Consider the following 21,608-nt stretch of genomic DNA (forward strand, 5'->3'; position numbering starts at 1 on the left):
CTCCCTTATGCGCGCAAGTGCTCCGCTTTCACAACCATTTGTAGGCCGTTAGCAAGTTGAACACGTACATCATCCTTATTGACTTCAACAATGGTCGCTGCCATGTTTCCTTTGCCCATGTTCACGTTAACTGCGTTGCCGATTGTGATTTCATCAGCGTTTAGCGCGCGTGTTTCTACAGGCTTACTTTCTTTTTGTACTTTTGGTTTGTTAGCACGACGAGGCTGTTGTGGCTTTTTAGCCGCAGGTTTCGCTTTCGCCTTACCCTCTTCGCGAGCTTTTTGAGCTTGCTCTTTACGACGAGCCTGAACTTTCGCTTTGCTTTCAGCAAGTGTCGCTTTAGCGTGTTCTACGTGTTCTTCTTCTAGCTCACCACATGGGTTGCCATCTAGATCAACACGTACTGCACCTGGTTTTACGCCGTGTAGGTAACGCCATGATGAAGTGTACTGTCTTAACGCTGCACGAAGCTGAGTTTTGCTTACTTTTTCGTCTTCATTTAGACGTTCCGCAAGATCTTGAAAAATACCAATTTTCAGAGGCTTTGCTTCACCTTCTAAAGTAAAGCACTTAGGGAAACATTCAGCAATGTATGCGATAACTTCTTTGCTGTTTTTTAACTTTTCAGTCATGAGGGTTCCTGGTTTGAGCGGATTTCCGCGAAGCATTAAGAAAAAATATTCTCGTATTATAGTGACATGCCAAGGAAAAACCACACTCGAGGGCGAATTTATGCGTCGTTAGCGTGCGAATTAAGCAGCTTTTCTACTTCAGCCATAAAATGAGTGAGGCCTTCTTCATCAATTTCATTGAATCGACCGATATTTGGACTATCAATATCCAACACGCCAGCCACTTCCCCATTGATAGTAAAAGGAATAACAATTTCTGAATTACTTGCTGCATCACAAGCAATGTGACCTTCAAATGCATGCACATCGTATACTCTTTGTACGCTGTTAGTTTGTGCAGCAGTACCACAGACGCCTCGTCCCATTGGGATACGAACACAAGCAGGCTTACCTTGGAAAGGGCCGAGCACCAACTCATCACCTTTCGTTAGGTAAAAACCCGCCCAATTCAGGTCTTCAAGTTCCATAAATAGAAGAGAGCTGATGTTGGCAAGATTTGCGATGTAGTCTTTCTCTGATTCGATAAGCGCAACTGCTTGCTTGGTAAGTCTTTGGTATTGTTCTATGTTCATATTAACTTCCTACTTTTTATTTAGGCTTCCATTCTGTTGGTATGGCGCTAAAATGCAGCCCTACTTTTTAATAGGACTTATTCTCAATTACAATGAATCCGAAAAACGACACTATTAGCCGTTCTTGGTTGATAACACAAGTGAAAAAGCACAAGTCCAAGCTGATTCTAGCGAACTTGATAGCTGTACTTGCGACCTTGATTAGTGTTCCAATCCCTCTTCTTATGCCTCTCATGGTGGATGAAGTCTTATTGGACAAACCGGCATCGGGCTTAGCAGCAATGAACGCGGTTTTACCTGAAGCGTGGCACACACCTACGGGTTATATCTTCTTTACTCTGTTCTTGGTTGTGCTGATGAGGGCAGCAAGCCAAGGGTTTAATATTCTTCAAAGCCGACAATTTACCTTGGTTTCAAAGACAATCACCTTTGAAATGCGAAGTAAAATGATCGACAAGCTTGGTCGTATTAGCATTCGACAGTACGAAACAAAAGGCAGTGGTGGCATCAACGCTCACCTTATCACCGACATTGAGACCATTGATAAATTTATTGGTTCTACATTAGCTAAATTTGTTATCAGCCTACTGACGGTGATTGGTACAGCTATCGTGCTACTTTGGCTCGATTGGCGTCTGGGTCTGTTTATTCTTCTCGTCAACCCTATTGTCATTTACTTCTCACGTAAGCTGGGAAGTATGGTTAAGCACCTTAAGCGCAAAGAAAACCATTCATTTGAGATTTTCCAGAACCGCTTAGTCGAAACTCTTGACGGCATTTATCAACTACGAGCGGCTAATAAAGAGCGAGAGTTTCTCCAGCAATTAAAAGGTAGCGCTGACCAAGTTCGTATCGATGCTGACAAGTACGCATGGCAATCAGAGGCTGCGGGACGTGTCTCTTTCCTTCTGTTTTTAATCGGTTTCGAGTTGTTCCGTGCGGTTGCAATGCTAATGGTAATGTTCAGTGACCTTACCATTGGTCAAATTTTCGCGGTGTTTGGTTACCTTTGGTTTATGTTGTCTCCTGTTCAAGAACTATTGGGTATCCAATTCTCTTGGTACAGCGCAAAAGCGGCACTTAAGCGAATTAATGATCTACTCGAATTGGAAGAAGAACATAGACCTGTTTCGAAAGTAAATCCTTTCAAAGAAAATCGAGAGGTTGATGTAAAAATTAAACATGTTGATTTTTCATACAACAATGAAAACAAGGTGTTGGATGATCTCTCGTTGCACATTCCTGCTGGTAAGAAAGTGGCGCTTGTGGGTGCGAGTGGTGGTGGTAAATCAACCTTGATTCAATTATTGATCGGCGTTTACCGTCAGAATTCTGGTTCTATCCGTTTTAATGATGAGTTAACGGAAGACATCAGCTTTGAAGTAATACGCGACAAAATTGCCGTGGTTTTACAACAACCTATACTATTTAATGACACCTTAAGGCATAATCTGACCCTTGGTGGTGACTTTGATGAAATGTCATTATGGCGAGCACTAGAAGTCGCTCAGCTTCAAGACGTAATTTCGCAACTTAACCACGGATTGGATACTCAAATTGGTCGTAACGGTATTCGCCTATCTGGCGGTCAGCGTCAACGCTTAGCGATTGCACGTATGGTGCTGAGCAACCCACAATTTGTTATCCTAGACGAAGCAACGTCAGCACTGGACACCGCAACTGAAGCGGCTTTGCATAAGGCGTTAACGGAATTCTTACGCGGTCGAACGACTCTTATTGTCGCCCATCGCTTATCGGCGGTGAAGCAAGCAGATTTGATTTATGTGCTTGAAGATGGAAGAGTGACGCAAACAGGTACCCATGGTGAGCTCGTTGAGCAAGAAGGCTTATATCAAACCTTATATGGTGGCATTCAGTCCCACGCTTAAAGCATTCAGTTTAGAGAGGTCGTTGTGACCTCTCTGTCTAAACACGCCATGCAACCGAATAGCGTCCGCTTGTGCCAAGGTTGCGAATTGCCTGTCGATATCGTCGATCTACCTAATGGCAAAAATGCACATTGTCCACGTTGTGGTACTCAGCTCTATCGTGGTGGTAGTCCTAGCCTATCTGGTAATCTCGCTATCGCTGTTACTTGTATTCTACTTTTTATACCTTCGCACTTTTTTAACTTCATCAGTATTCGGTTATTCGGTGTGATGATTCCGGCGACACTGCCATCTGGAATGATAACGTTATTTCAAGAGGGCTTCGTCCTCCTTTCTATCCTCATTCTTTTTTGTAGTTCTCTTGCCCCACTTATTGTGTGCAGTTCTGTCGTAACGGCACATTGGTCGTTGCATAAACGTTGGTTTAAAGGGCTTCGCGTTTCATTATGGTTAATCCAACACCTAAAACATTGGGTAATGTTGGATGTGTTCCTTGTGAGCATCGCAATCTCTTGTTTTAAGCTGCAAGATTACTCCGATATTTTTGTTGGACCGGGCTTAATTGGTCTTGTTCTATTACAAGTTTTTACGGTTCTGTTGATCTCTCGCATTAGTGTTCGTCGTTATTGGGAAGCATGGCAACCTGAAAACAGTTACGACTTCGAACACAAAGATGTGCATTGTCACGAGTGCCACTTATCGCAACCTGAAAGCGAAAACTGCCATCGTTGCCATCACGCGCTTTACCACCGTAAACCAAATTCTATCCAAAAAACGTGGGCATATTTAATTGCAGCGACGATTGCGATCTTCCCTGCCAACTTGATTCCGATTTCAATTTTGCTGACAAACGGTAAGCGCTTGGAAGACACTATTTTTTCAGGCGTGGCAGGCTTAGTTAAAAACGGTATGTACGGAATCGCGGTTATCATTTTTGTTGCCAGTATCGTCGTTCCTGTGGCTAAGATTCTCGGCCTGACTTACATCTTGTTATGTATCAAATTCAAACGTTCGGTGTTTAGAAGACAACGAATGATGGTTTACTTTGCAGTAAAATGGATCGGCAAATGGTCAGTGATGGATTTGTTTGTTATTTCTATCATGATGACGTTGGTCGATCGTGGACAAATTCTCGACTTCACACCGGGTTATGGCGCTGTTGCGTTTGGTCTGGTGGTCGTTTTAACAATGCTTGCGGCGGAGAGCATTGACCCAAGGCTTATTTGGGACCAAGCCCCAACACAATCAGAAAAAGAGTCAATTAATGAGTGATCAGAACAGTTCTCAAACGTCATATGTGCCAGATGTAAAGAGGAGTAAAGGTATTTCTCCCCTTTGGTTGTTGCCGATTTTGACTATGGTCTTAGCTGGCTGGCTTGTTGTGAAATCAATTCATGACGCAGGACAGCGTGTACAAATCTATTTTTCCGATGCTGCGGGTTTGGTCGCTGGACGAACCACTATCCGCTATCAAGGTTTAGAAGTGGGAATGGTGCGCGACATTAACCTGTCTGAAGATTTAGGCAGCATTTATGTCGACGCTGATATCTACCCTGAAGCGACGAAACTGCTGAACGATAAAACGCGTTTCTGGTTAGTAAAACCAACAGCAAGTTTAACCGGCGTGTCTGGTCTTGATGCGTTGGTTTCTGGTAACTACATTTCTATCCAGCCAGGTGATGGTGAACAGTTTGAAACCACTTTTCATGCTTTGGAATCGGCTCCTACCGACTTACGAGTCACTCAAGGTCTGAACATTAAGTTGAAAAGCCGAGATTTGGGCGGCGTTTCTATTGGCTCGCAAATCGTCTACAAAAAGATTCCGATTGGTGAAGTGTTCAGCTATCAACTGAATGATGATGCGAAGTCCATAACCATTCAAGCCAATATACAAGAGCAGTATCAGCACCTGATTAATAGCCGCAGCCGTTTTTGGAACGTAAGTGGAATTGGTGCAAGCATCGGTTTTGAAGGTGTTGATGTTCGTCTAGAAAGTATGAGCGCCCTACTTGGTGGCGCTATTGCTGTTGACTCGCCAGATGATGGCGAACCCGTTGAAGAGAATACCGAGTTCCGTCTTTATAAAGACCTTAAAACTGCGGGGCGCGGTATTCCAATCAAAATCGCGCTTCCTGATGACAACAAAATTAGCGGCGAAGGCGCGCCTATCATGTACCGCGGGATTGAAGTAGGACAAATCACCGATTTAAGCCTATCTGAAGGTCGTGAAGTGATTTTAGCGTCTGCTGCAATCCAACCTGCTTTCAGTGACATGTTGACTTCTGGCACACGTTTTGTTCTTGAAGAAGCAAAAGTTTCCCTTTCTGGTGTTGAGAATATCGCAAACCTTGTCCGCGGAAACTTTTTAACCATCGTCCCGGGTGAAGGTGAAAGATCTCGACGATTTACTGCCATTCGCCAGAATGTATTTAATCAGCAACAGCAGAAGTCGATTGCAATTCGCCTCGTTTCTGATAACTCCTTTGGCTTAGACAGCGGTGCAAACGTACTTTATAAAGGCATTGTCGTTGGCTCGATCATTAAAGTCGGTTTGCTTGATGAAAAACAAGCGCAAGCGGCAAAGCATGAAGTGTTCATGGATGTCCTTATCGACAATGAGTACAAGCATCTAATAAAATCGAACAACCGTTTCTACGTGACAGGCAGTGCTTCTGCAGAACTTACAGAGTCAGGATTGAGTGTCACAGTACCTCCAGCTAAGCAGCTTCTCACTGGTTCAATCAGCTTCGTTAGCCAAGGACAAGAACAAATCCAGAAAGAATACCAATTGTTCCAGAGCGCTTCTCTAGCGGAGCTTGCACAGTACAATCAATCTGGCTCTAAGACGCTGACTCTCTTTGCATCTGAGTTACCACCGATTTCTAAAGGTAGCCCTCTGCTCTACCGCAATTTGCCAGTTGGCAGCGTATCTGATTTCAATCTGGTCGATGGTGGCGTGATCGTCAAAGCAACCATTGAAAATCGATACGCGCACTTACTCAGTGAACAGACGGTATTTTGGAACCGTTCTGGTGTAGAGATTGATGCCTCTCTTGCTGGTATCACCGTCAAAGCTCACCCTCTTAAAACGTTGATCAAAGGTGGTATTGCTTTTGACTCCATTCCGGGCATTGAGAATAAAGTGGGTCAACGTTGGAAGCTATACAACGATCAGAACCAAGCACGTAAGTTTGGTCGAGTTATCGCGTTAGAAACCGATGGCAGTCAAGAAGTAACCAAAGGTATGCCAATTAAATATCAAGGTGTTAAGGTCGGTGAAGTTACTCTAGTCGTTCCAAACTTTCGTCGTGAAATGGTGGAAGTCACCGCGCGCATTCTTCCTGAATATGTCGACAACATCGCCGTTACCGGGTCACACTTCTGGCTAACAGAACCTGAAATTGGGCTGGGTGGCGTGAAGAACTTAGGCGCGTTAGTATCAAAATCCATCAGTGTTGAACCTGGTCATGGCGCCGCGAAATTCAAGTTTGATTTAGCGAAAAGCCAGCAAGCACAACAAGGAGTGTCATTCACACTACAAAGCGAGCAACGTGGTTCAGTTCAAGTTGGAACCCCTATCCTATATCGACAAATGGAAGTGGGCAGTGTAACGAGTGTCAGCTTGGGTGAGTTTGCTGATCGAGTGGTAACAAAAATCGAGATAAAGCCCGCATATGCATATCTTGTTCGTCAAAACAGTGTGTTCTGGAATGTCTCAGGCGTAGATGTCTCTATTGGTCTAGGAGGCGCAAACATCAAAGCAGGTACATTTGACAGCTTAGTTCGTGGCGGCATTGCTTTCTCAACCCCTGAGCAACCACAAATTCCACCAGCGGCAAAACAAGGGCAATCTTTCTACTTATACCCTCAAGCAGAAGAGAGTTGGACTCAGTGGCGCACTGCTATTCCAAAACCATAGTGCTTTTAGAGAAAATTATCGACGTAAAGAGCAGCAATCGCTGCTCTTTTTTATTGCTCAAACCTTGCTGGCTATTCGTTTCTGATCCGCTTTCGTATATTATTTGCGGCAAATTCTGCAATCGAGACTTCACTTTGCATTCTAACGTTTACATCCCAGAAGCTTTTCTGGAAAAAATCCAAACTATTCTCCCTGCTCACCTCAACATGGAAGACTTTATCGCGTCGTGCCAAAAGCCATTACGCAAAAGTATTCGTGTTAATACGTTGAAGATCAGCGTAGAAGCGTTTTTGGGCCGTGCAGAATCAAAAGGCTGGACGCTTTCTCCGGTTCCTTGGTGTGATACGGGTTTTTGGATCGAAGCGGATGAATCGGTTGTCCCACTAGGTAACACTGCTGAGCACATGTCAGGGCTATTTTATATTCAAGAAGCAAGCTCAATGATGCCTGTCTCTGCCCTGTTCATGGATGATGAATCCTACGACGCGGTTCTCGATACCGCAGCTGCCCCTGGTTCTAAAACAACGCAAATTGCTGCATTGATGAACAACGAAGGCGTTTTGGTCGCGAATGAATACGCCGCGAGTCGTGTAAAAGTACTTCATGCCAACATTGAGCGTTGTGGTGTGCGAAATGCGGCGCTAAGTAACTTCGATGGTCGTGTGTTTGGTGGTTGGCTCCCAGAACAATTTGACGCGGTTCTATTAGATGCGCCATGTTCTGGTGAAGGTACGGTTCGAAAAGATGAAGACGCAATGAAGAACTGGACGCAAGCGTCGGTGATTGAAATTGCAGACACACAAAAAGATCTGATTGAAAGTGCTTTCCACGCTCTTAAACCAGGTGGCGTGATGGTTTATTCAACCTGTACGTTGAGTACCGAAGAGAACCAACAGGTTTGCCATCACCTTAAAGAAACTTTTGGTGACGCAGTTCAGTTCGAGAGCTTAAAAGATCTGTTTGAAAATGCAGAAGCGGCGCTAACAGAAGAAGGCTTCTTACATATCTTCCCTCAGGTTTATGACTGTGAAGGCTTCTTCGTAGCTCGAATTCGTAAGCTTACAGCCGTAGAAGCGCCACAAGTAAAAAAACGTATGGGTAAATTCCCATTTGTAAAAGCGTCTAACAAAGAATCAGCAGAAATAGCTAAGCAGTTACAAAACACGATGGGCATCGAACTACCAGATGACAGCACGGTTTGGGTTCGCGATAAAGACGTTTGGCTTTTCCCTGACGCGCTAGAACCTATGATTGGCGAATTACGCTTTTCGCGTATGGGCATTAAAATCGCCGAAGCGCACAAAAATGGTTACCGTTGGCAACATCAAGTGGCAACTGCCCTAGCAACTGGTAACGAGAACAACACAATTGAGTTAACGATTGAAGAAGCTCGAGAATGGTACATGGGTCGCGATGTTCGCCCGCAAAACATTCCAACAGATATGAAAACGGGTAAAGGCGAAGTGCTCGTGAAGTACGAAGGCGCGATTATTGGCCTTGGAAAATGGGTAAGTAACCGCGTTAAAAATGGTCTTCCACGTGAGTTAGTGCGAGATAAGAACTTATTTTAGTAGCAAAGTGAAATACTATAAATAAATGAAAAGCCATCGTATTTACGATGGCTTTTTGGTTCTAAAGCATGATTGGAACTGGGTTCACTAGCGATCCGAGTGCCCTGTACTAAACTGAATGTATCAAAGCATCGCTTTGAAACGGCATTTCTCTCTATGTTTAACCGACAATATGTGTTGGTCAAAAAGTTTAGCGCAGGCTCTATAAAGGAGCCGTTTCCCCTAGGCCCAAAATAAGGACGAGTTTGGGCCATTTTTTTGACTGATGCATTCCCTATATGAGCTAATTACCCAAAAGGAAAAACTCACTAGTCCACCAGCCAACACTATTTTCATCAGTTGTGAATCTGTTTACTCGGCTAAACGGATACCGTCTTTTTCAATAACGATCTTACCTGCTTTGTACAAGCCACCAATGGTTTTCTTGTAAGTACCTTTACTGGTACGGAACGCTTCAAAAATCGCTTCAGGAGAAGATTTATCGTTTAGAGGCAAGAAGCCGCCTTTCTTTTCTAGTAACTCAATCACCTTACTAGAAAGATCATCCATCTTCGCTACGCCAACTTTTTGTAGCGCTAGATCAATCTTGCCATCTTCACGAACTTGCTTAATGTAACCTTTCAGCTTCTTACCAATAAACAGCTTACCGAACACATCCGATGGGAAGATCATGCCCCAGTGTTCGCCGTTCACGATGGCTTTATAACCAAGTTGGCTACGCTCTGCGATAATCAGATCAACTTGCTCATTCACTTCGTAGTTAGCCGGCGTTTTATCTAGCCATTTATTGAACTTAGTTGTACCTACAATACGACCAGATGCCTTATCTGTATAAACGTAAACTAGGATGTTTTGACCTGCAGTAAAGCGAGCGCGTTGCTCACTGAATGGGATCAGAAGGTCTTTTTCTTTAATACCCCAGTTTACGAACGCACCAGTCTTATTGATGCCTTCGATCTTCATTAGTCCCCATTCGCCGACTTGAGCGATTGGTTTATCAATGGTCGCAGCTAGCTGACTTTCTGAATCAAAGTAAAGAAATACATCTAGGTGCGCGCCAAGTTCTGTACCTTCAGGTACATACTTATTAGGCAGCAATACAGAACCGTAGTCTTCGCCATCCAGAAATACGCCAAAATCAGCCGTTTTAATGACTTCTAAGCTGTTAATTTGACCAATTTTAATCATCGAATTTGTCTCTTTTTAAATTTACAGGGAATTATACCCAAACTAACAAGAAAATCAGAGAGAAAAGCAAACCTCTCTGTTATGCTGTGTTAGTTCAACAATTTATCCTAGTCCGATCTTAAGTTAATTCAATTAACGGGCGCTTATGGGTATAGGATGCTTTAGCAAAATCAGGAGCTTTCCTTGGTCACTGTCGACAAACAAGACTCGGTAACTTTGAAAATTAGCCATGCGTTGGCAAAGAGTAAAACGCTCGACCTTGATATCTATATTTTCATCCCTGGTGAGTTAGGTTTAAATTCCGACATCATCAGTGAGTCTGAGTTCTACTACACTTCGATCACGCAAAAACGATCTTATTACAGTACTGAAGTACTGCTTCCTTTGGTCCACAGTCGCCTAGCCAAACGTGGACGCTTATCTAACCGTCAGTACCGTGTAAGTTTGAGTTTGTTTGCGTATCAATACGTTATCGCGCTCGACAAAGCCGTTGCCGCGCTAAATAAACATGAGAGTGACAGCGTCACGGCAGAAGAAGTAGATGAAGTCATTGAACTCACGCTCGACATCCTTAAACGTCTTCGCCGTTCGATTCCTTATGAGGAAAACCTTAAGCGCTACTACGTTAACATCGATAATTACTTGTCTTGGTACACAGAGCAAAAATTCCTATCCCTTGTAGCTCACCTGCCTCGTGAAGGTGATTACAGCACGATCAAGGAACGTTTGATTACACTGTGTGAGAAAGAGCAAGCGCACCGAAAGCTAAACAATTACAACTCTGCAAGCGTTGTTGAAGATGTGACCCGTTTATCGAACAAAATGCGTTTGTTAAGACGTTTGATTGAACACCCTATCGTTTTGAGTGAAAAAACGATGTCGATGGGTAATAACATCAAACGAGCGATTAAAGGCATCGCGACAGGTCTGGTGATGGTAGTCGTGACGAGTACCGTTATTCTTGCCCGAGATTACTTAGGAGAGATTTCTGCATCTTTCATCATCGCGATGTCGTTTATCTACGCACTACGTGAAATCTTTAAAGATGACCTGCGCGACGCGATGTGGCGTTGGATCCGCAAAGGTAAGCCAAAGTGGCGCAAGAAGTACATGGACCCAACAACAAAGAAAGTTGTGGGTCGTAAATTGGAATGGTTAGATTACCGTTCTCTTTCAAGCCTACCTGATCGTATTCAGAACATTCGTAAAAAACGAGTTGTTCAACGGGAAGAACAAATCCTTCACTATCATGCGAAAACAGAGATGGCGACATCATTGTTCTTAAGTGGTTACGAGCAAACTCGTGAGACATTAAACATGAGTTTACGCCCGATTATTCGTTTAATGGACAAAAGCTCGAACCGCGTATATCGATTAAACGAAGGGCAAGTGAGTAAGGAATCTGTTGAGAAACGCCACTTGCTCAATGTGATTGTCAAAGAAGACAACTACACCGATGAACCTGTTTACTATCGTTGGAAAGTGGTTTTGAACCGTTCGAAGATTGTGTCTATTGAGAAAATAGAATTGAACTAGAACGTCATAAGTCGTTATTGAGAAATTAAGCAGCTTGTTTTTGAGCTGCTTTTTTTATGGAAAGCGTCAAGGAAAACTCCGCCATTGGTTCGTCACCATTAATACTTGGACACAATGCGGTGATCTTAACGTCTCGATTGATACGTTCACCTGTTTCTAGAGTCATACGAAGCATTTCATCAATCAAAGGACCATCGTGACATACAAAATGCACATCGCCTTCAGGGCGTTTTAAAAACTCAGCCGTTACTCCTTTAAATGCCAGAGAAATGCGCTCCCCTTGTTCTTGGGCCTTACTCATCGCAAGAAAACCACCTGCCACATCAGCACCAACGGCAAGCGCGCCAAAATACATGCTGTTAAGATGATTCTTGGTTCTTCTTCTCAGTGGGATTCTAACCTCCACATGTTGATCATCGATCGCAAGAATTTTCGGGCGGCATAACCAAATGAGCGGAACTTTTGAAAAACCGAATAAGTTGAGATAAAGGTTTGCACGGCGAACAGCAGATAACATTTTGGTCTCCTTACCAAACTAGTCTGACCAGTTAATCAATGAAGCACCAAAATGTCAAAGAATTGTTAATAACAAATCGATCTAGCTACGGAATTTCGCAAACGGTTTCTTTCTATTGAGTTCTAAAGTTGGATATGAAACACCCAGAATACCTAGCCTCCAAGCTTCATTTTGTAAAAATACGTGTTATCGAATAGAAAAAGTAGTTATAAATTCAAACGACTATGTATTGATCTCCTTAGCGGTTTTTGTCATTTATACATAACTATCATTAATGAATCGCCACAGCATTACATACATTTCGGTATTTAACAGATAAGAATCCCGTGAAACGGTTTATTCCTAACTATAATTCCGTTATCTTTACCGCTTCGCAATAGAGAATAAAGCTATAACATGCCTATAAAAACAGATGAATTGAGAACCCAACCTTTGGGTCCAATGCCGACACCCGCAGAGCTAGGCAGCGTACATCCAATCACTGATGATGTAGCTGATCGCATCGCTCAATCTCGTCGTCAAATTGAAAAGATTTTAACTGGTGAGGATGACCGTATCCTTGCTATCGTTGGTCCGTGTTCTGTGCACGACACTGAAGCGGCAATCGACTACGCAACTCGCCTTGCGAATATCCAAGATAAGTACAAAGACGAGCTATTTATCGTAATGCGTACTTACTTTGAAAAACCTCGTACTGTTGTTGGTTGGAAAGGTCTTATCACTGACCCTAACCTAGATGGCTCATACGCACTTGAAGCGGGGCTTCATAAAGCACGTAAACTGCTACTGGATATCAACAAGCTTGGTCTTGCTACAGCTACTGAGTTTCTTGATATGATCACAGGTCAGTATATTGCAGATCTGATTACGTGGGGTGCAATTGGCGCTCGTACGACTGAGTCTCAAATCCACCGTGAGATGGCTTCTGCTTTATCTTGTCCAGTAGGCTTCAAGAACGGTACTAACGGTAACGTAAAAATCGCAATTGATGCGATTCGTGCGTCTAAAGCATCACACTACTTCTACTCTCCAGATAAGAATGGACGTATGACGGTATACCGCACTAGTGGGAACCCTTATGGTCACATCATTCTTCGTGGTGGTGAGAAAGGTCCTAACTTTGATGAAGCGTCTGTAAAACAAGCGTGTGATGCACTTGCTGAATTCGACTTACCACAACGTTTGATTGTAGACTTCAGTCATGCGAACTGTCAGAAGCAACACCGTAAACAAATTGATGTTGCACAAGACATTTGTGAACAAATTAAATCAGGCAGCACTCGCATTGCGGGTATCATGGCAGAGAGCTTCATTATTGAAGGCAATCAGCCAATGACTGATATTAACAACCTAACTTACGGTCAGTCGATTACTGACCCATGTCTAGGTTGGGATGATACTGAAACGATGCTAGACATGCTGGCAGCCGCAGTAAAATCCAGTAAGTAATTTCCCTATAACAAGATAATCAAGGAATCTTCATGCCATCGTTTGATATTGTTTCAGAAATCGATACCGTTGAACTACGTAACGCGGTTGATAACGCTAACCGTGAACTGTCTACTCGTTTCGATTTCCGCAATGTGAATGCGAGCTTTGAGCTAGTAGAAGAAAATGTAAAAGTGTCAGCAGAAGGCGAGTTCCAGCTAAAGCAAATGCGTGACATCCTACGTAGCCACTTGGCGAAGCGTAACATTGATGCGAACGCTATGGATGCAAAAAATCCAGAAGCGACGGGTAAGAACTGGCACCAAAACATTGCGTTCCGACAAGGTATCGATACGCCTACCGCGAAAAAGCTAGTTAAACTAATCAAAGACGCGAAGCTTAAAGTTCAAGCATCTATCCAAGGCGACAAACTGCGCGTAACGGGTAAGAAGCGTGACGATCTGCAAGCAACGATTGCAACGATCCGTGAAGCTGAGATGGGTATCCCATTCCAGTACAACAACTTCCGTGATTAATTGCGCTCTCCTACTCTCTTAATGTAGAGAATGAGAACAGTGGAATAAAAAACGCCGGCGAGATATTCGTCGGCGTTTTTGTATGTGTTGTGAGTAATCTAAGCGTCTATTTTTGATAACTAATTTAGATAACGAACTTTTATCTAGATAACAAAGCTTAGATTACCAAGTCTTGCCCTTGCAGAAGTGAAAACTCACTTGTTCCATAAGGAACGAAGATACAAACACGAAGCTTCTCTTCTTTGGCTTTTCTGAGCATATCTGAGAGCTCTGTTGCACTCGAAAATGCCTCACGCTCCGCATCTCTTCTTACTAGCTCCATCACATTTGCTTCGCATTTGGTTGAGTGAAGCGCTAACTCCGCCTGCTGCATGTAGCGCACGGCTTTAATAGGCAGCATTTCAACGTCTTTACCTACCTGAATCCAAGTGCAGCTTCCTGTCTCGTCTAATGGCTTAGTCATGGTTTCTTGATAGATGGTTTCCAGCTCACGGTTATCACGTGCATTTTCCACCTCGGGGTGCGAAAAGTAGTTCTCCCAAAATTTACGACGCAAATCGACACTTGGTAATGCCTCTTTAATAGAGTTACGTTTTGAGTTGGCGAACTCTGCCATCAGTCCCATATTTTGCGGCAGGATGGCTTCTAGCTTTTCACGGATGTTTCGGATCAATACTGGAGATGCACCGCCACTCGAGATGGCAATTTGAATACGACCGCGGTTAATCATCGAAGGCGTAATGAAATCACAATAAGGTTTGTCATCGACGACGTTTACTAAAATACCTAACTCTTTTGCGTCTTTATACACTTGATGGTTAAGCTCCGGGTTATCCGTTGTCGCCCATACTTGAATGAATGAGTTAGTGACAATGTCACTTGAATAAAAACGTTGAATCCATCGCACTTGCTGCTCTTGAGCAAGCTTATCAAGAAAGTCGACAAGGCTTGGGGAGACAATCGTGACGTCTGCTCCGGCTTTGAGCAATGCTTCCACTTTGCGGCTTGCAACTTCACCGCCACCAACAACCAATACTGGTTTATTTACTAAATCTAAGAACAGAGGAAAATATCGCATTTCAATCCATGATCACTTCAAATAACTGTCTAAATTCATGCTACCAAAAATGGGGCAACCACTTCACCTTGTTTCGGCTTCACAAATAATTTTTGTTCAAATTTTCGGCTGACATAGCCACCCTACACTAATGACACTTTTAATAACAAACTTTTATCCTTCTGTTTTAATCACTCTTTTATCGATTGTTCTGATGCACCAATCTGACAATTAGTTGCACTATTTACAAACAATTAACATTTCGTCATTCTAAATCGCAAGGCGCTTTGTGACTTCTCTCCAAAACTCTTTTTAAATTATATATTTGAGAATTAGCAAATCCTTTCCTACGCTTATAACTGATTGATTTAGCGATTGCCGTTTCTTCGAAAATCAATCATGTAGGACGAAAACACTAACGAATTGGACACGTTGTATCAGGTCGCTCCTGATTAAACATGGATCATACAGGAAGGATACAAATGGCAAACAAACTAACAGTTCTTGCTTCCGTCGTAGCGGCTTCTACTGCAATGATGGCTACCTCAGCTCAAGCAGCAGACACTACTCTGGACAAAGTCACGAAACAAGGCTTCCTTACTTGTGGCGTAAGTACCGGTCTACCTGGTTTCTCAAACCCTAACTCAAAAGGTGAATGGGAAGGTATCGACGTAGAATATTGCCAAGCACTGGCTGCAGCCGTTCTTGGGGATAAAACAAAAGTTAAATATGTACCCCTAACCGCGAAAGAACGATTCACTGCGCTTCAATCGGGTGAAATCGATGTGCTTTCACGTAACACCACCTGGACTCTACACCGTGATACGGCTCTTGGTCTGAACTTTGTTGGCGTAAACTATTACGACGGTCAAGGTTTCATGGTTAAGAAAGATCTTGGTGTTTCAAGTGCGAAAGAACTTGATGGCGCATCAGTCTGTGTGCAGTCAGGTACCACTACCGAGCTTAACCTTGCGGACTACTTCCGTAACCAAGGTATGGCGTATAAACCTGTAGTATTTGATACGGCAGCGCAAACCTCTAAAGGTTTTGATGCTGGTCGTTGTGACGTACTAACGACAGACCAATCTGGTTTGTATGCGCTACGTCTGAACTTGAAAGACCCTTCTTCAGCTAACGTTCTTCCTGAAATCATCTCTAAAGAGCCTCTAGGTCCTGTTGTACGTCAAGGTGACGATCAATGGTTCAATATTGCGAAGTGGACTCTGTTTGCGATGGTGAACGCGGAAGAATACGGCATTACCTCTAAAAATGCCGATGAGATGTTGAAATCAAAAGATCCAAACATCAAACGTATTCTTGGCGTAGATGGTCCGAAGGGTAAAGGTTTAGGCATTCGCGACGATTGGGGCTACCAAGTGATTAAGCAAGTTGGTAACTACGGCGAAAGCTTTGAGCGTACGGTTGGTACAGGTTCACCTCTGAAGATTTCTCGTGGTGTGAATGCACTTTGGAATGCGGGCGGTTTCATGTACGCACCACCAATCCGCTAATACAACGATTATCACAGGGCGGTTTATGCCGCCCTTTTTCGTGAGTGAATCTATAAATAAGGGTTTGAGGTTATCGCTGTATGAAACCGACGAATGATACATCGCCAAGTACGATGTCCAAACCAAGCGGAAGTAAAAGCCTGATTTATAATCCAGCTTTTCGTTCCGCTATTTTCCAGATCATTGCCGTAGCTGCACTGGTATTTTTCTTTTACACAATCATTAATAATGCACTGACGAACCTTGATGCCCGTGGTATCGCAACAGGTTTTGGTTTTCTTAATCAAGAAGCAGGCTTTGGTATTGGTCTGACTCTTATCGAATACGACGAAACGTTTTCTTATGGGCGTACTTTCGTCGTTGGCCTACTCAATACGGCGCTGGTTTCAGTGTTAGGTATTGTCCTAGCAACCGTTATTGGTTTTGTTATGGGTATCGCTCGTCTCTCATCAAACTGGTTGGTGAGCCGATTAGCAGCGGTATATATTGAAACTTTCCGAAATATCCCACTACTTCTGCAAATCTTTTTCTGGTATTTCGCGGTTCTTCAAGCTCTACCATCACCAAGGCAAAGTATGAGCCTTGGCGAAGCTATCTTTTTGAATGTACGCGGGCTGTATTTCCCTGCACCTGTCATGGAGGCTGGTAGTAGCTTCGTCGTCGCGGCACTAGTCATAGGTATCATCGCAAGCATTTTGATCAATGTATGGGCGAACAACAAGCAACGTTTAACAGGTCAACAAACTCCGATGGGTCGCATCGTATTTGGCTTAGTAATCGCGCTTCCTTTAGTGGTTTACTTCCTTGCTGGCATGCCAATTTCTTTGCAGTACCCAGAATTAAAAGGTTTTAACTTCCGAGGTGGTATCAGTATCATTCCTGAACTGGCTGCACTTCTACTTGCGTTAAGCGTCTATACTGCATCGTTTATCGCAGAGATTGTACGCTCTGGTATTAACGCTGTGAGTCATGGTCAAACTGAAGCAGCAATGTCGCTTGGTTTACCACGCACAAAAACTCTGAAGCTGGTCGTGATCCCTCAGGCATTACGTATCATCATCCCTCCTCTTACTAGCCAATACCTGAACCTAACCAAGAACTCTTCCCTGGCAATGGCGATTGGTTACCCAGATTTGGTTTCTGTGTTCGCAGGAACTACGCTGAACCAAACTGGACAAGCGATCGAAATTATCGCGATGACCATGGGCGTTTACTTGACGTTGAGTTTAATCACTTCTGCGTTAATGAACTTGTATAACCGTAAAGTTGCGCTGGTGGAGAGATAATATGAGTACACATCAATTTCAGCCTGATCTCCCGCCGCCAGCAAACACTGTTGGTGTCGTAGGTTGGCTACGCAAAAATCTATTCAATGGACCAATCAACTCCATCGTGACGTTGATTCTGGCTTATATCGTATTTTCTGCTCTTTGGAACATTGTTGATTGGGCGTTTATCAATGCAGACTGGGTTGGCACAACGAGAGACGACTGTACACGTGAAGGCGCATGTTGGGTCTTTATTAGCGTCCGTTGGGAACAGTTCATGTATGGCTTCTATCCGGAAGCGGAACTCTGGCGCCCTCGCCTGTTCTACATCACATTGGCGATCTTTACTGTGCTACTTGCTTATGAGAAAACGCCAAAACGCATTTGGATTTGGTTGTTCTTCGTAAACATTTACCCATTCATTATTGCAGCCTTGCTTTATGGTGGAGTATTCGGTCTTGAAGTGGTTGAAACGCACAAATGGGGTGGTCTACTAGTAACCTTGATCATTGCACTCGTTGGTATCGTCGTCTCCCTTCCAATCGGTGTTGCGCTTGCCCTGGGTCGACGTTCAGATATGCCAATCATCCGCAGTATCTGTACTGTATACATCGAAGTGTGGCGTGGTGTCCCACTCATTACTGTACTGTTCATGGCATCAGTGATGTTACCTCTGTTCTTGGCTCAAGGCTCAGAAACTGACAAGCTAATCCGTGCACTTATCGGTGTGGTTATGTTCAGTGCGGCTTACATGGCAGAGGTGGTACGTGGTGGCTTGCAAGCGATCCCGAAAGGACAATATGAAGCGGCAGACGCTCTCGGTCTTACCTATTGGAAGAAGATGGGACTGATCATTTTGCCACAGGCGCTTAAGATCACTATCCCTTCTATTGTGAACACTTTTATCGGTCTCTTTAAAGACACCAGTCTTGTGCTTATTATTGGTATGTTTGACGTACTGGGCATTGGACAAGCTGCGAATACCGACCCTGAATGGCTAGGCTTCGCAACAGAAAGTTATGTATTTGTCGCGTTAGTGTTTTGGGTATTTTGTTTTGGCATGTCACGTTACTCGATATGGCTTGAAAACAAATTGCATACCGGTCACAAACGATAACTCATCAAGATCAAGGACGTATTATGACGCAACAACAAGATTATATGATCCAGTTGAAGGACATGAATAAGTGGTATGGTGAGTTTCACGTACTAAAGAATATCAATCTAGACGTTAAGAAAGGCGAAAAAATCGTCATCTGTGGACCATCCGGATCTGGTAAATCGACCATGATTCGCTGTATCAACCGTCTGGAAGAGCATCAAGCTGGCAGCATCTATGTGTCGGGTACTGAACTTACAGAAGACCTGAAAAACATTGAGGCGGTTCGTCGTGAAGTGGGCATGTGCTTCCAGCACTTTAACCTTTTCCCTCATCTAACGGTTTTGGAGAATTGTACGCTTGCCCCTATCTGGGTGAAGAAAATGCCAAAAGAAGAAGCCGAAGCCATCGCAATGCAGTACTTAGAGCGCGTTAAGATCCCCGATCAAGCGGACAAGTATCCGGGGCAGCTCTCCGGTGGTCAGCAGCAACGTGTAGCCATTGCTCGTTCTTTGTGTATGAGCCCTAAAGTGATGCTGTTTGATGAACCAACTTCTGCACTGGACCCAGAAATGGTGCGTGAAGTACTGGACGTAATGGTAGAACTGGCGGAAGAAGGCATGACCATGCTATGTGTAACGCACGAGATGGGCTTTGCAAAAGAAGTCGCCGACCGAGTCATCTTTATGGACGCGGGGGAAATCATCGAAGAAAACAATCCTGTCGATTTCTTTGAGAACCCGCAATCGGATCGTACACAGAACTTCTTGGCTCAGATTCTTCACCATTAAACGCATTCTGAACACCGAGATAACCGACAAAGCGCTGAGCTTAATATCAGCGCTTTTTCTTTACTCTCATATTGGCAAACAGACCATGTTACGAAAGTCCAGTTGATTCAACGCGTTGTAAATTTGCGCAACGTTACAACATTCTACGTGAACTGGTCTTCAGAGCTTTGAATAATAAGCCTTTCTCCGCTAGGCAAGGCGGTAATATTGTGTTACAAGTTGCCACATACATAACACATTATTTCTATTATTATTTTGTTCTAGATGTACATGTGGCGGGCTTGATTTTTTGAACTATCGGGCCCATATATGTCTATATATTAAAGATAAGACAGTCCCTTATAGAGGAAGATTATGAACAGTCCTATGTTTTCTCGCACTACTACTCAAGAGAGTGCTCTACAAACCAACAAAGTATTGCGTAATACATATGCACTACTTTCTATGACTCTACTATGGTCAGCACTGGTTGCTGGCGTATCGATGGCGTTTAACCTACCACGTCCAGGTATCATCCTAATGTTGGTCGGTTTCTACGGTCTACTATTCCTGACTGAAAAGAACCGTAACAACAGCATGGGTCTTGTATTTACATTCCTATTTACGGGTTTCTTAGGTTACACCATCGGTCCAATTCTAAACATGTACATCGGTGCTGGCATGGGCGACGTTGTGCTAACAGCACTTGGTGGTACTGCTCTGTCATTCATGGCAGCTTCTGCTTACGCACTGACAACTAAGCGTGACCTATCTATGATGGGTGGTCTAATGCTGTCACTGTTCGTTGTTCTAGTTGTGGGTATGATTGCGAGTATCTTCATCCAATCTACTATCCTGCACCTAGCAATGAGCAGCTTGTTTATTGTTTTCTCTACCATGGCAATCCTGATGACTACTCAAGGCATCATCCGTGGCGGCGAAACAAACTACATCTCTGCGACAATTACGCTGTATGTTTCAATCTACAACATCTTCATCAGCCTACTAAGCATTCTAGGTATCATGAACGACGACTAAACCGTCAGATTGAATTGAAGCTCCAAAAAGCCCGAAGTTGTACTTCGGGCTTTTTCTTTGCACCTTACCTTGTGGATGTTACCTTCCTTTTTACACCGCCCCTCAAACAAAAAAATTGAATACTCATGCAAAAGTAGAAATACTCACCCCGAGAATTTTCTAACAACCTGCATAGGTTTACATTTTATTGCATAAATCGAAAGGTGTAAGCTTAACGATTATCGCCCACAGTTTAATATGTTGAATCGTATGAATTTAATTCGCTCAGTCGACTCAACAGATTCTTTTGTTGAGCACAAGCCAACCTCTACGCTACCCTATACTTATCAATGGTTACTTAGCGGAAATAGAGCTATGTTCGTTTATAACGGCAAAGAAATTGAAACTGATGCTCAAGGCTACCTACTTGACCACACACAGTGGGAAGAAGGCATGATTGAGCTTCTAGCAAAAGAAGAAGAAATTGAACTGACAGATGCGCATTTGGAAGTGGTTCACTTCGTGCGTGATTTTTATGAAGAGTTCAACACATCACCAGCTGTAAGAATGCTGGTTAAAGCGATGGAAAAAGCGCATGGTCCAGAGAAAGGAAACAGCAAGTATCTGTTCAAACTTTTCAAGAAAGGTCCCGCAAAGCAAGCGACTAAGCTAGCTGGTTTGCCAAAACCTGCTAAATGCTTATAAACCGCCTGCCTCAACGCTACGTCGACAAGCCCAGCGTGTGAAGCTGTTGCTTATCGAGTTATTGCGCTTGGAGCTATAAGATCTTAAATCCGCGGAAAGGCTTATAAGACACACTCTCTTGAGTGACACTGTCAACCGTTGCCGTCCGCGGACCATCTTCCAACCACTTAGAAAACGCCGCGATTTGTTCATCGGTGCCGCAAGCAATCACCTCAACATCCCCATTATTTAAGTTCTTCGCGTACCCGGTTAAACCCAGTTTCAAGCCTTGATGTGATGTGTGGTATCGAAATCCTACACCTTGTACGTGACCTACTATCAGAAACTTCTCACACTTTAGTACCATCCGTATACCGCTCCCTAAATTTGAGTGATATATTATTTCCGTCTATT

At 43.6% G+C, this 21,608-nt stretch carries 19 protein-coding genes; 13 read left to right on the forward strand and 6 right to left on the reverse strand.

Annotated elements, in window-relative coordinates:
- Window positions 1-5: 5 nt before the first annotated feature.
- Both proQ and OH463_RS21505 read right to left on the reverse strand, forming a co-directional pair.
- Window positions 6-632 (reverse strand): RNA chaperone ProQ, encoded by a 627-nt coding sequence (proQ, locus tag OH463_RS21500; protein WP_005446802.1) that lies wholly within the window; start codon window positions 630-632, stop codon window positions 6-8.
- A 98-nt stretch (window positions 633-730) separates the two neighbouring features.
- The gene (locus tag OH463_RS21505) at window positions 731-1,204 is read right to left on the reverse strand and encodes a GAF domain-containing protein (RefSeq protein WP_005446801.1); all 474 of its coding nucleotides are present in this window, start codon (window positions 1,202-1,204) and stop codon (window positions 731-733) included.
- Window positions 1,205-1,296: 92 nt separating this feature from the next.
- Here OH463_RS21505 and OH463_RS21510 point away from each other — a divergent pair, with 92 nt between their 5' ends.
- The 4 genes from OH463_RS21510 (at window position 1,297) to rsmF (ending at window position 8,583) form a co-directional block, all read left to right on the forward strand.
- The gene (locus tag OH463_RS21510; protein ID WP_269992590.1) at window positions 1,297-3,093 is read left to right on the forward strand and encodes an ABC transporter ATP-binding protein; all 1,797 of its coding nucleotides are present in this window, start codon (window positions 1,297-1,299) and stop codon (window positions 3,091-3,093) included.
- 24 nt (window positions 3,094-3,117) lie between these two features.
- On the forward strand, window positions 3,118-4,365 hold the full coding sequence (locus OH463_RS21515) for a paraquat-inducible protein A (protein ID WP_009697854.1): 1,248 nt from the start codon (window positions 3,118-3,120) through the stop codon (window positions 4,363-4,365).
- Entirely contained in the window at window positions 4,358-7,012 is a 2,655-nt protein-coding gene (locus OH463_RS21520) for an MlaD family protein (protein ID WP_269992592.1), read from the forward strand. The genes OH463_RS21515 and OH463_RS21520 overlap by 8 nt, the downstream gene beginning before the upstream one ends.
- Window positions 7,013-7,146: 134 nt before the next feature.
- Window positions 7,147-8,583 (forward strand): 16S rRNA (cytosine(1407)-C(5))-methyltransferase RsmF, encoded by a 1,437-nt coding sequence (gene rsmF, locus OH463_RS21525; protein WP_269992594.1) that lies wholly within the window; start codon window positions 7,147-7,149, stop codon window positions 8,581-8,583.
- A 351-nt stretch (window positions 8,584-8,934) separates the two neighbouring features.
- On the opposite strand, the gene OH463_RS21530 is transcribed toward rsmF, so the two are convergent.
- Window positions 8,935-9,771: a CvfB family protein gene (locus OH463_RS21530; RefSeq protein ID WP_005446795.1), complete on the reverse strand. Its 837-nt coding sequence runs from the start codon at window positions 9,769-9,771 to the stop codon at window positions 8,935-8,937.
- Between the two features lie 183 nt (window positions 9,772-9,954).
- On the opposite strand from OH463_RS21530, the gene OH463_RS21535 reads away from it, so the two are divergent.
- Window positions 9,955-11,307, forward strand: coding sequence for a hypothetical protein (locus tag OH463_RS21535; RefSeq protein ID WP_269992596.1), 1,353 nt, complete (start codon window positions 9,955-9,957; stop codon window positions 11,305-11,307).
- Between the two features lie 25 nt (window positions 11,308-11,332).
- Here OH463_RS21535 and OH463_RS21540 read toward each other — a convergent pair whose 3' ends face one another.
- Window positions 11,333-11,824, reverse strand: a complete 492-nt coding sequence (locus OH463_RS21540) for a DUF4442 domain-containing protein (protein WP_005446793.1) — start codon at window positions 11,822-11,824, stop codon at window positions 11,333-11,335.
- Between the two features lie 396 nt (window positions 11,825-12,220).
- Between OH463_RS21540 and OH463_RS21545 the strand changes: the two genes are divergently transcribed.
- Together OH463_RS21545 and OH463_RS21550 are read left to right on the forward strand one after the other, a co-directional pair.
- Window positions 12,221-13,273, forward strand: a complete 1,053-nt coding sequence (locus OH463_RS21545; protein WP_005446791.1) for a 3-deoxy-7-phosphoheptulonate synthase — start codon at window positions 12,221-12,223, stop codon at window positions 13,271-13,273.
- A 32-nt stretch (window positions 13,274-13,305) separates the two neighbouring features.
- A complete protein-coding gene (locus OH463_RS21550; RefSeq protein ID WP_005446779.1) occupies window positions 13,306-13,788 on the forward strand; it encodes a YajQ family cyclic di-GMP-binding protein in 483 nt (160 codons plus the stop codon).
- Window positions 13,789-13,945: 157 nt separating this feature from the next.
- On the opposite strand, the gene OH463_RS21555 is transcribed toward OH463_RS21550, so the two are convergent.
- A complete protein-coding gene (locus tag OH463_RS21555; RefSeq protein ID WP_005446778.1) occupies window positions 13,946-14,866 on the reverse strand; it encodes a precorrin-2 dehydrogenase/sirohydrochlorin ferrochelatase family protein in 921 nt (306 codons plus the stop codon).
- Window positions 14,867-15,327: 461 nt separating this feature from the next.
- On the opposite strand from OH463_RS21555, the gene OH463_RS21560 reads away from it, so the two are divergent.
- The 6 genes from OH463_RS21560 to OH463_RS21585 all read left to right on the forward strand — a co-directional run bounded on the left by OH463_RS21560 (window position 15,328) and on the right by OH463_RS21585 (window position 21,215).
- On the forward strand, window positions 15,328-16,356 hold the full coding sequence (locus tag OH463_RS21560; protein ID WP_005446777.1) for an amino acid ABC transporter substrate-binding protein: 1,029 nt from the start codon (window positions 15,328-15,330) through the stop codon (window positions 16,354-16,356).
- Window positions 16,357-16,436: 80 nt separating this feature from the next.
- Complete coding sequence (locus OH463_RS21565; protein WP_005446776.1) at window positions 16,437-17,642, forward strand: amino acid ABC transporter permease; 1,206 nt, start codon at window positions 16,437-16,439, stop codon at window positions 17,640-17,642.
- A 1-nt stretch (window position 17,643) separates the two neighbouring features.
- Window positions 17,644-18,741, forward strand: coding sequence for an amino acid ABC transporter permease (locus OH463_RS21570; RefSeq protein ID WP_005443946.1), 1,098 nt, complete (start codon window positions 17,644-17,646; stop codon window positions 18,739-18,741).
- A 23-nt stretch (window positions 18,742-18,764) separates the two neighbouring features.
- Window positions 18,765-19,514 (forward strand): amino acid ABC transporter ATP-binding protein, encoded by a 750-nt coding sequence (locus OH463_RS21575; RefSeq protein ID WP_005443945.1) that lies wholly within the window; start codon window positions 18,765-18,767, stop codon window positions 19,512-19,514.
- A 354-nt stretch (window positions 19,515-19,868) separates the two neighbouring features.
- Entirely contained in the window at window positions 19,869-20,531 is a 663-nt protein-coding gene (locus OH463_RS21580; protein ID WP_005446774.1) for a Bax inhibitor-1/YccA family protein, read from the forward strand.
- Window positions 20,532-20,885: 354 nt separating this feature from the next.
- The gene (locus OH463_RS21585; RefSeq protein ID WP_047517191.1) at window positions 20,886-21,215 is read left to right on the forward strand and encodes a TusE/DsrC/DsvC family sulfur relay protein; all 330 of its coding nucleotides are present in this window, start codon (window positions 20,886-20,888) and stop codon (window positions 21,213-21,215) included.
- A 73-nt stretch (window positions 21,216-21,288) separates the two neighbouring features.
- On the opposite strand, the gene yccX is transcribed toward OH463_RS21585, so the two are convergent.
- Window positions 21,289-21,561, reverse strand: a complete 273-nt coding sequence (gene yccX / locus OH463_RS21590; RefSeq protein WP_005446772.1) for an acylphosphatase — start codon at window positions 21,559-21,561, stop codon at window positions 21,289-21,291.
- Between the last annotated feature and the right edge of the window lie 47 nt (window positions 21,562-21,608).

The organism is Vibrio sp. NFR, assembly GCF_027587095.1.
Lineage (GTDB): Bacteria > Pseudomonadota > Gammaproteobacteria > Enterobacterales > Vibrionaceae > Vibrio > Vibrio harveyi.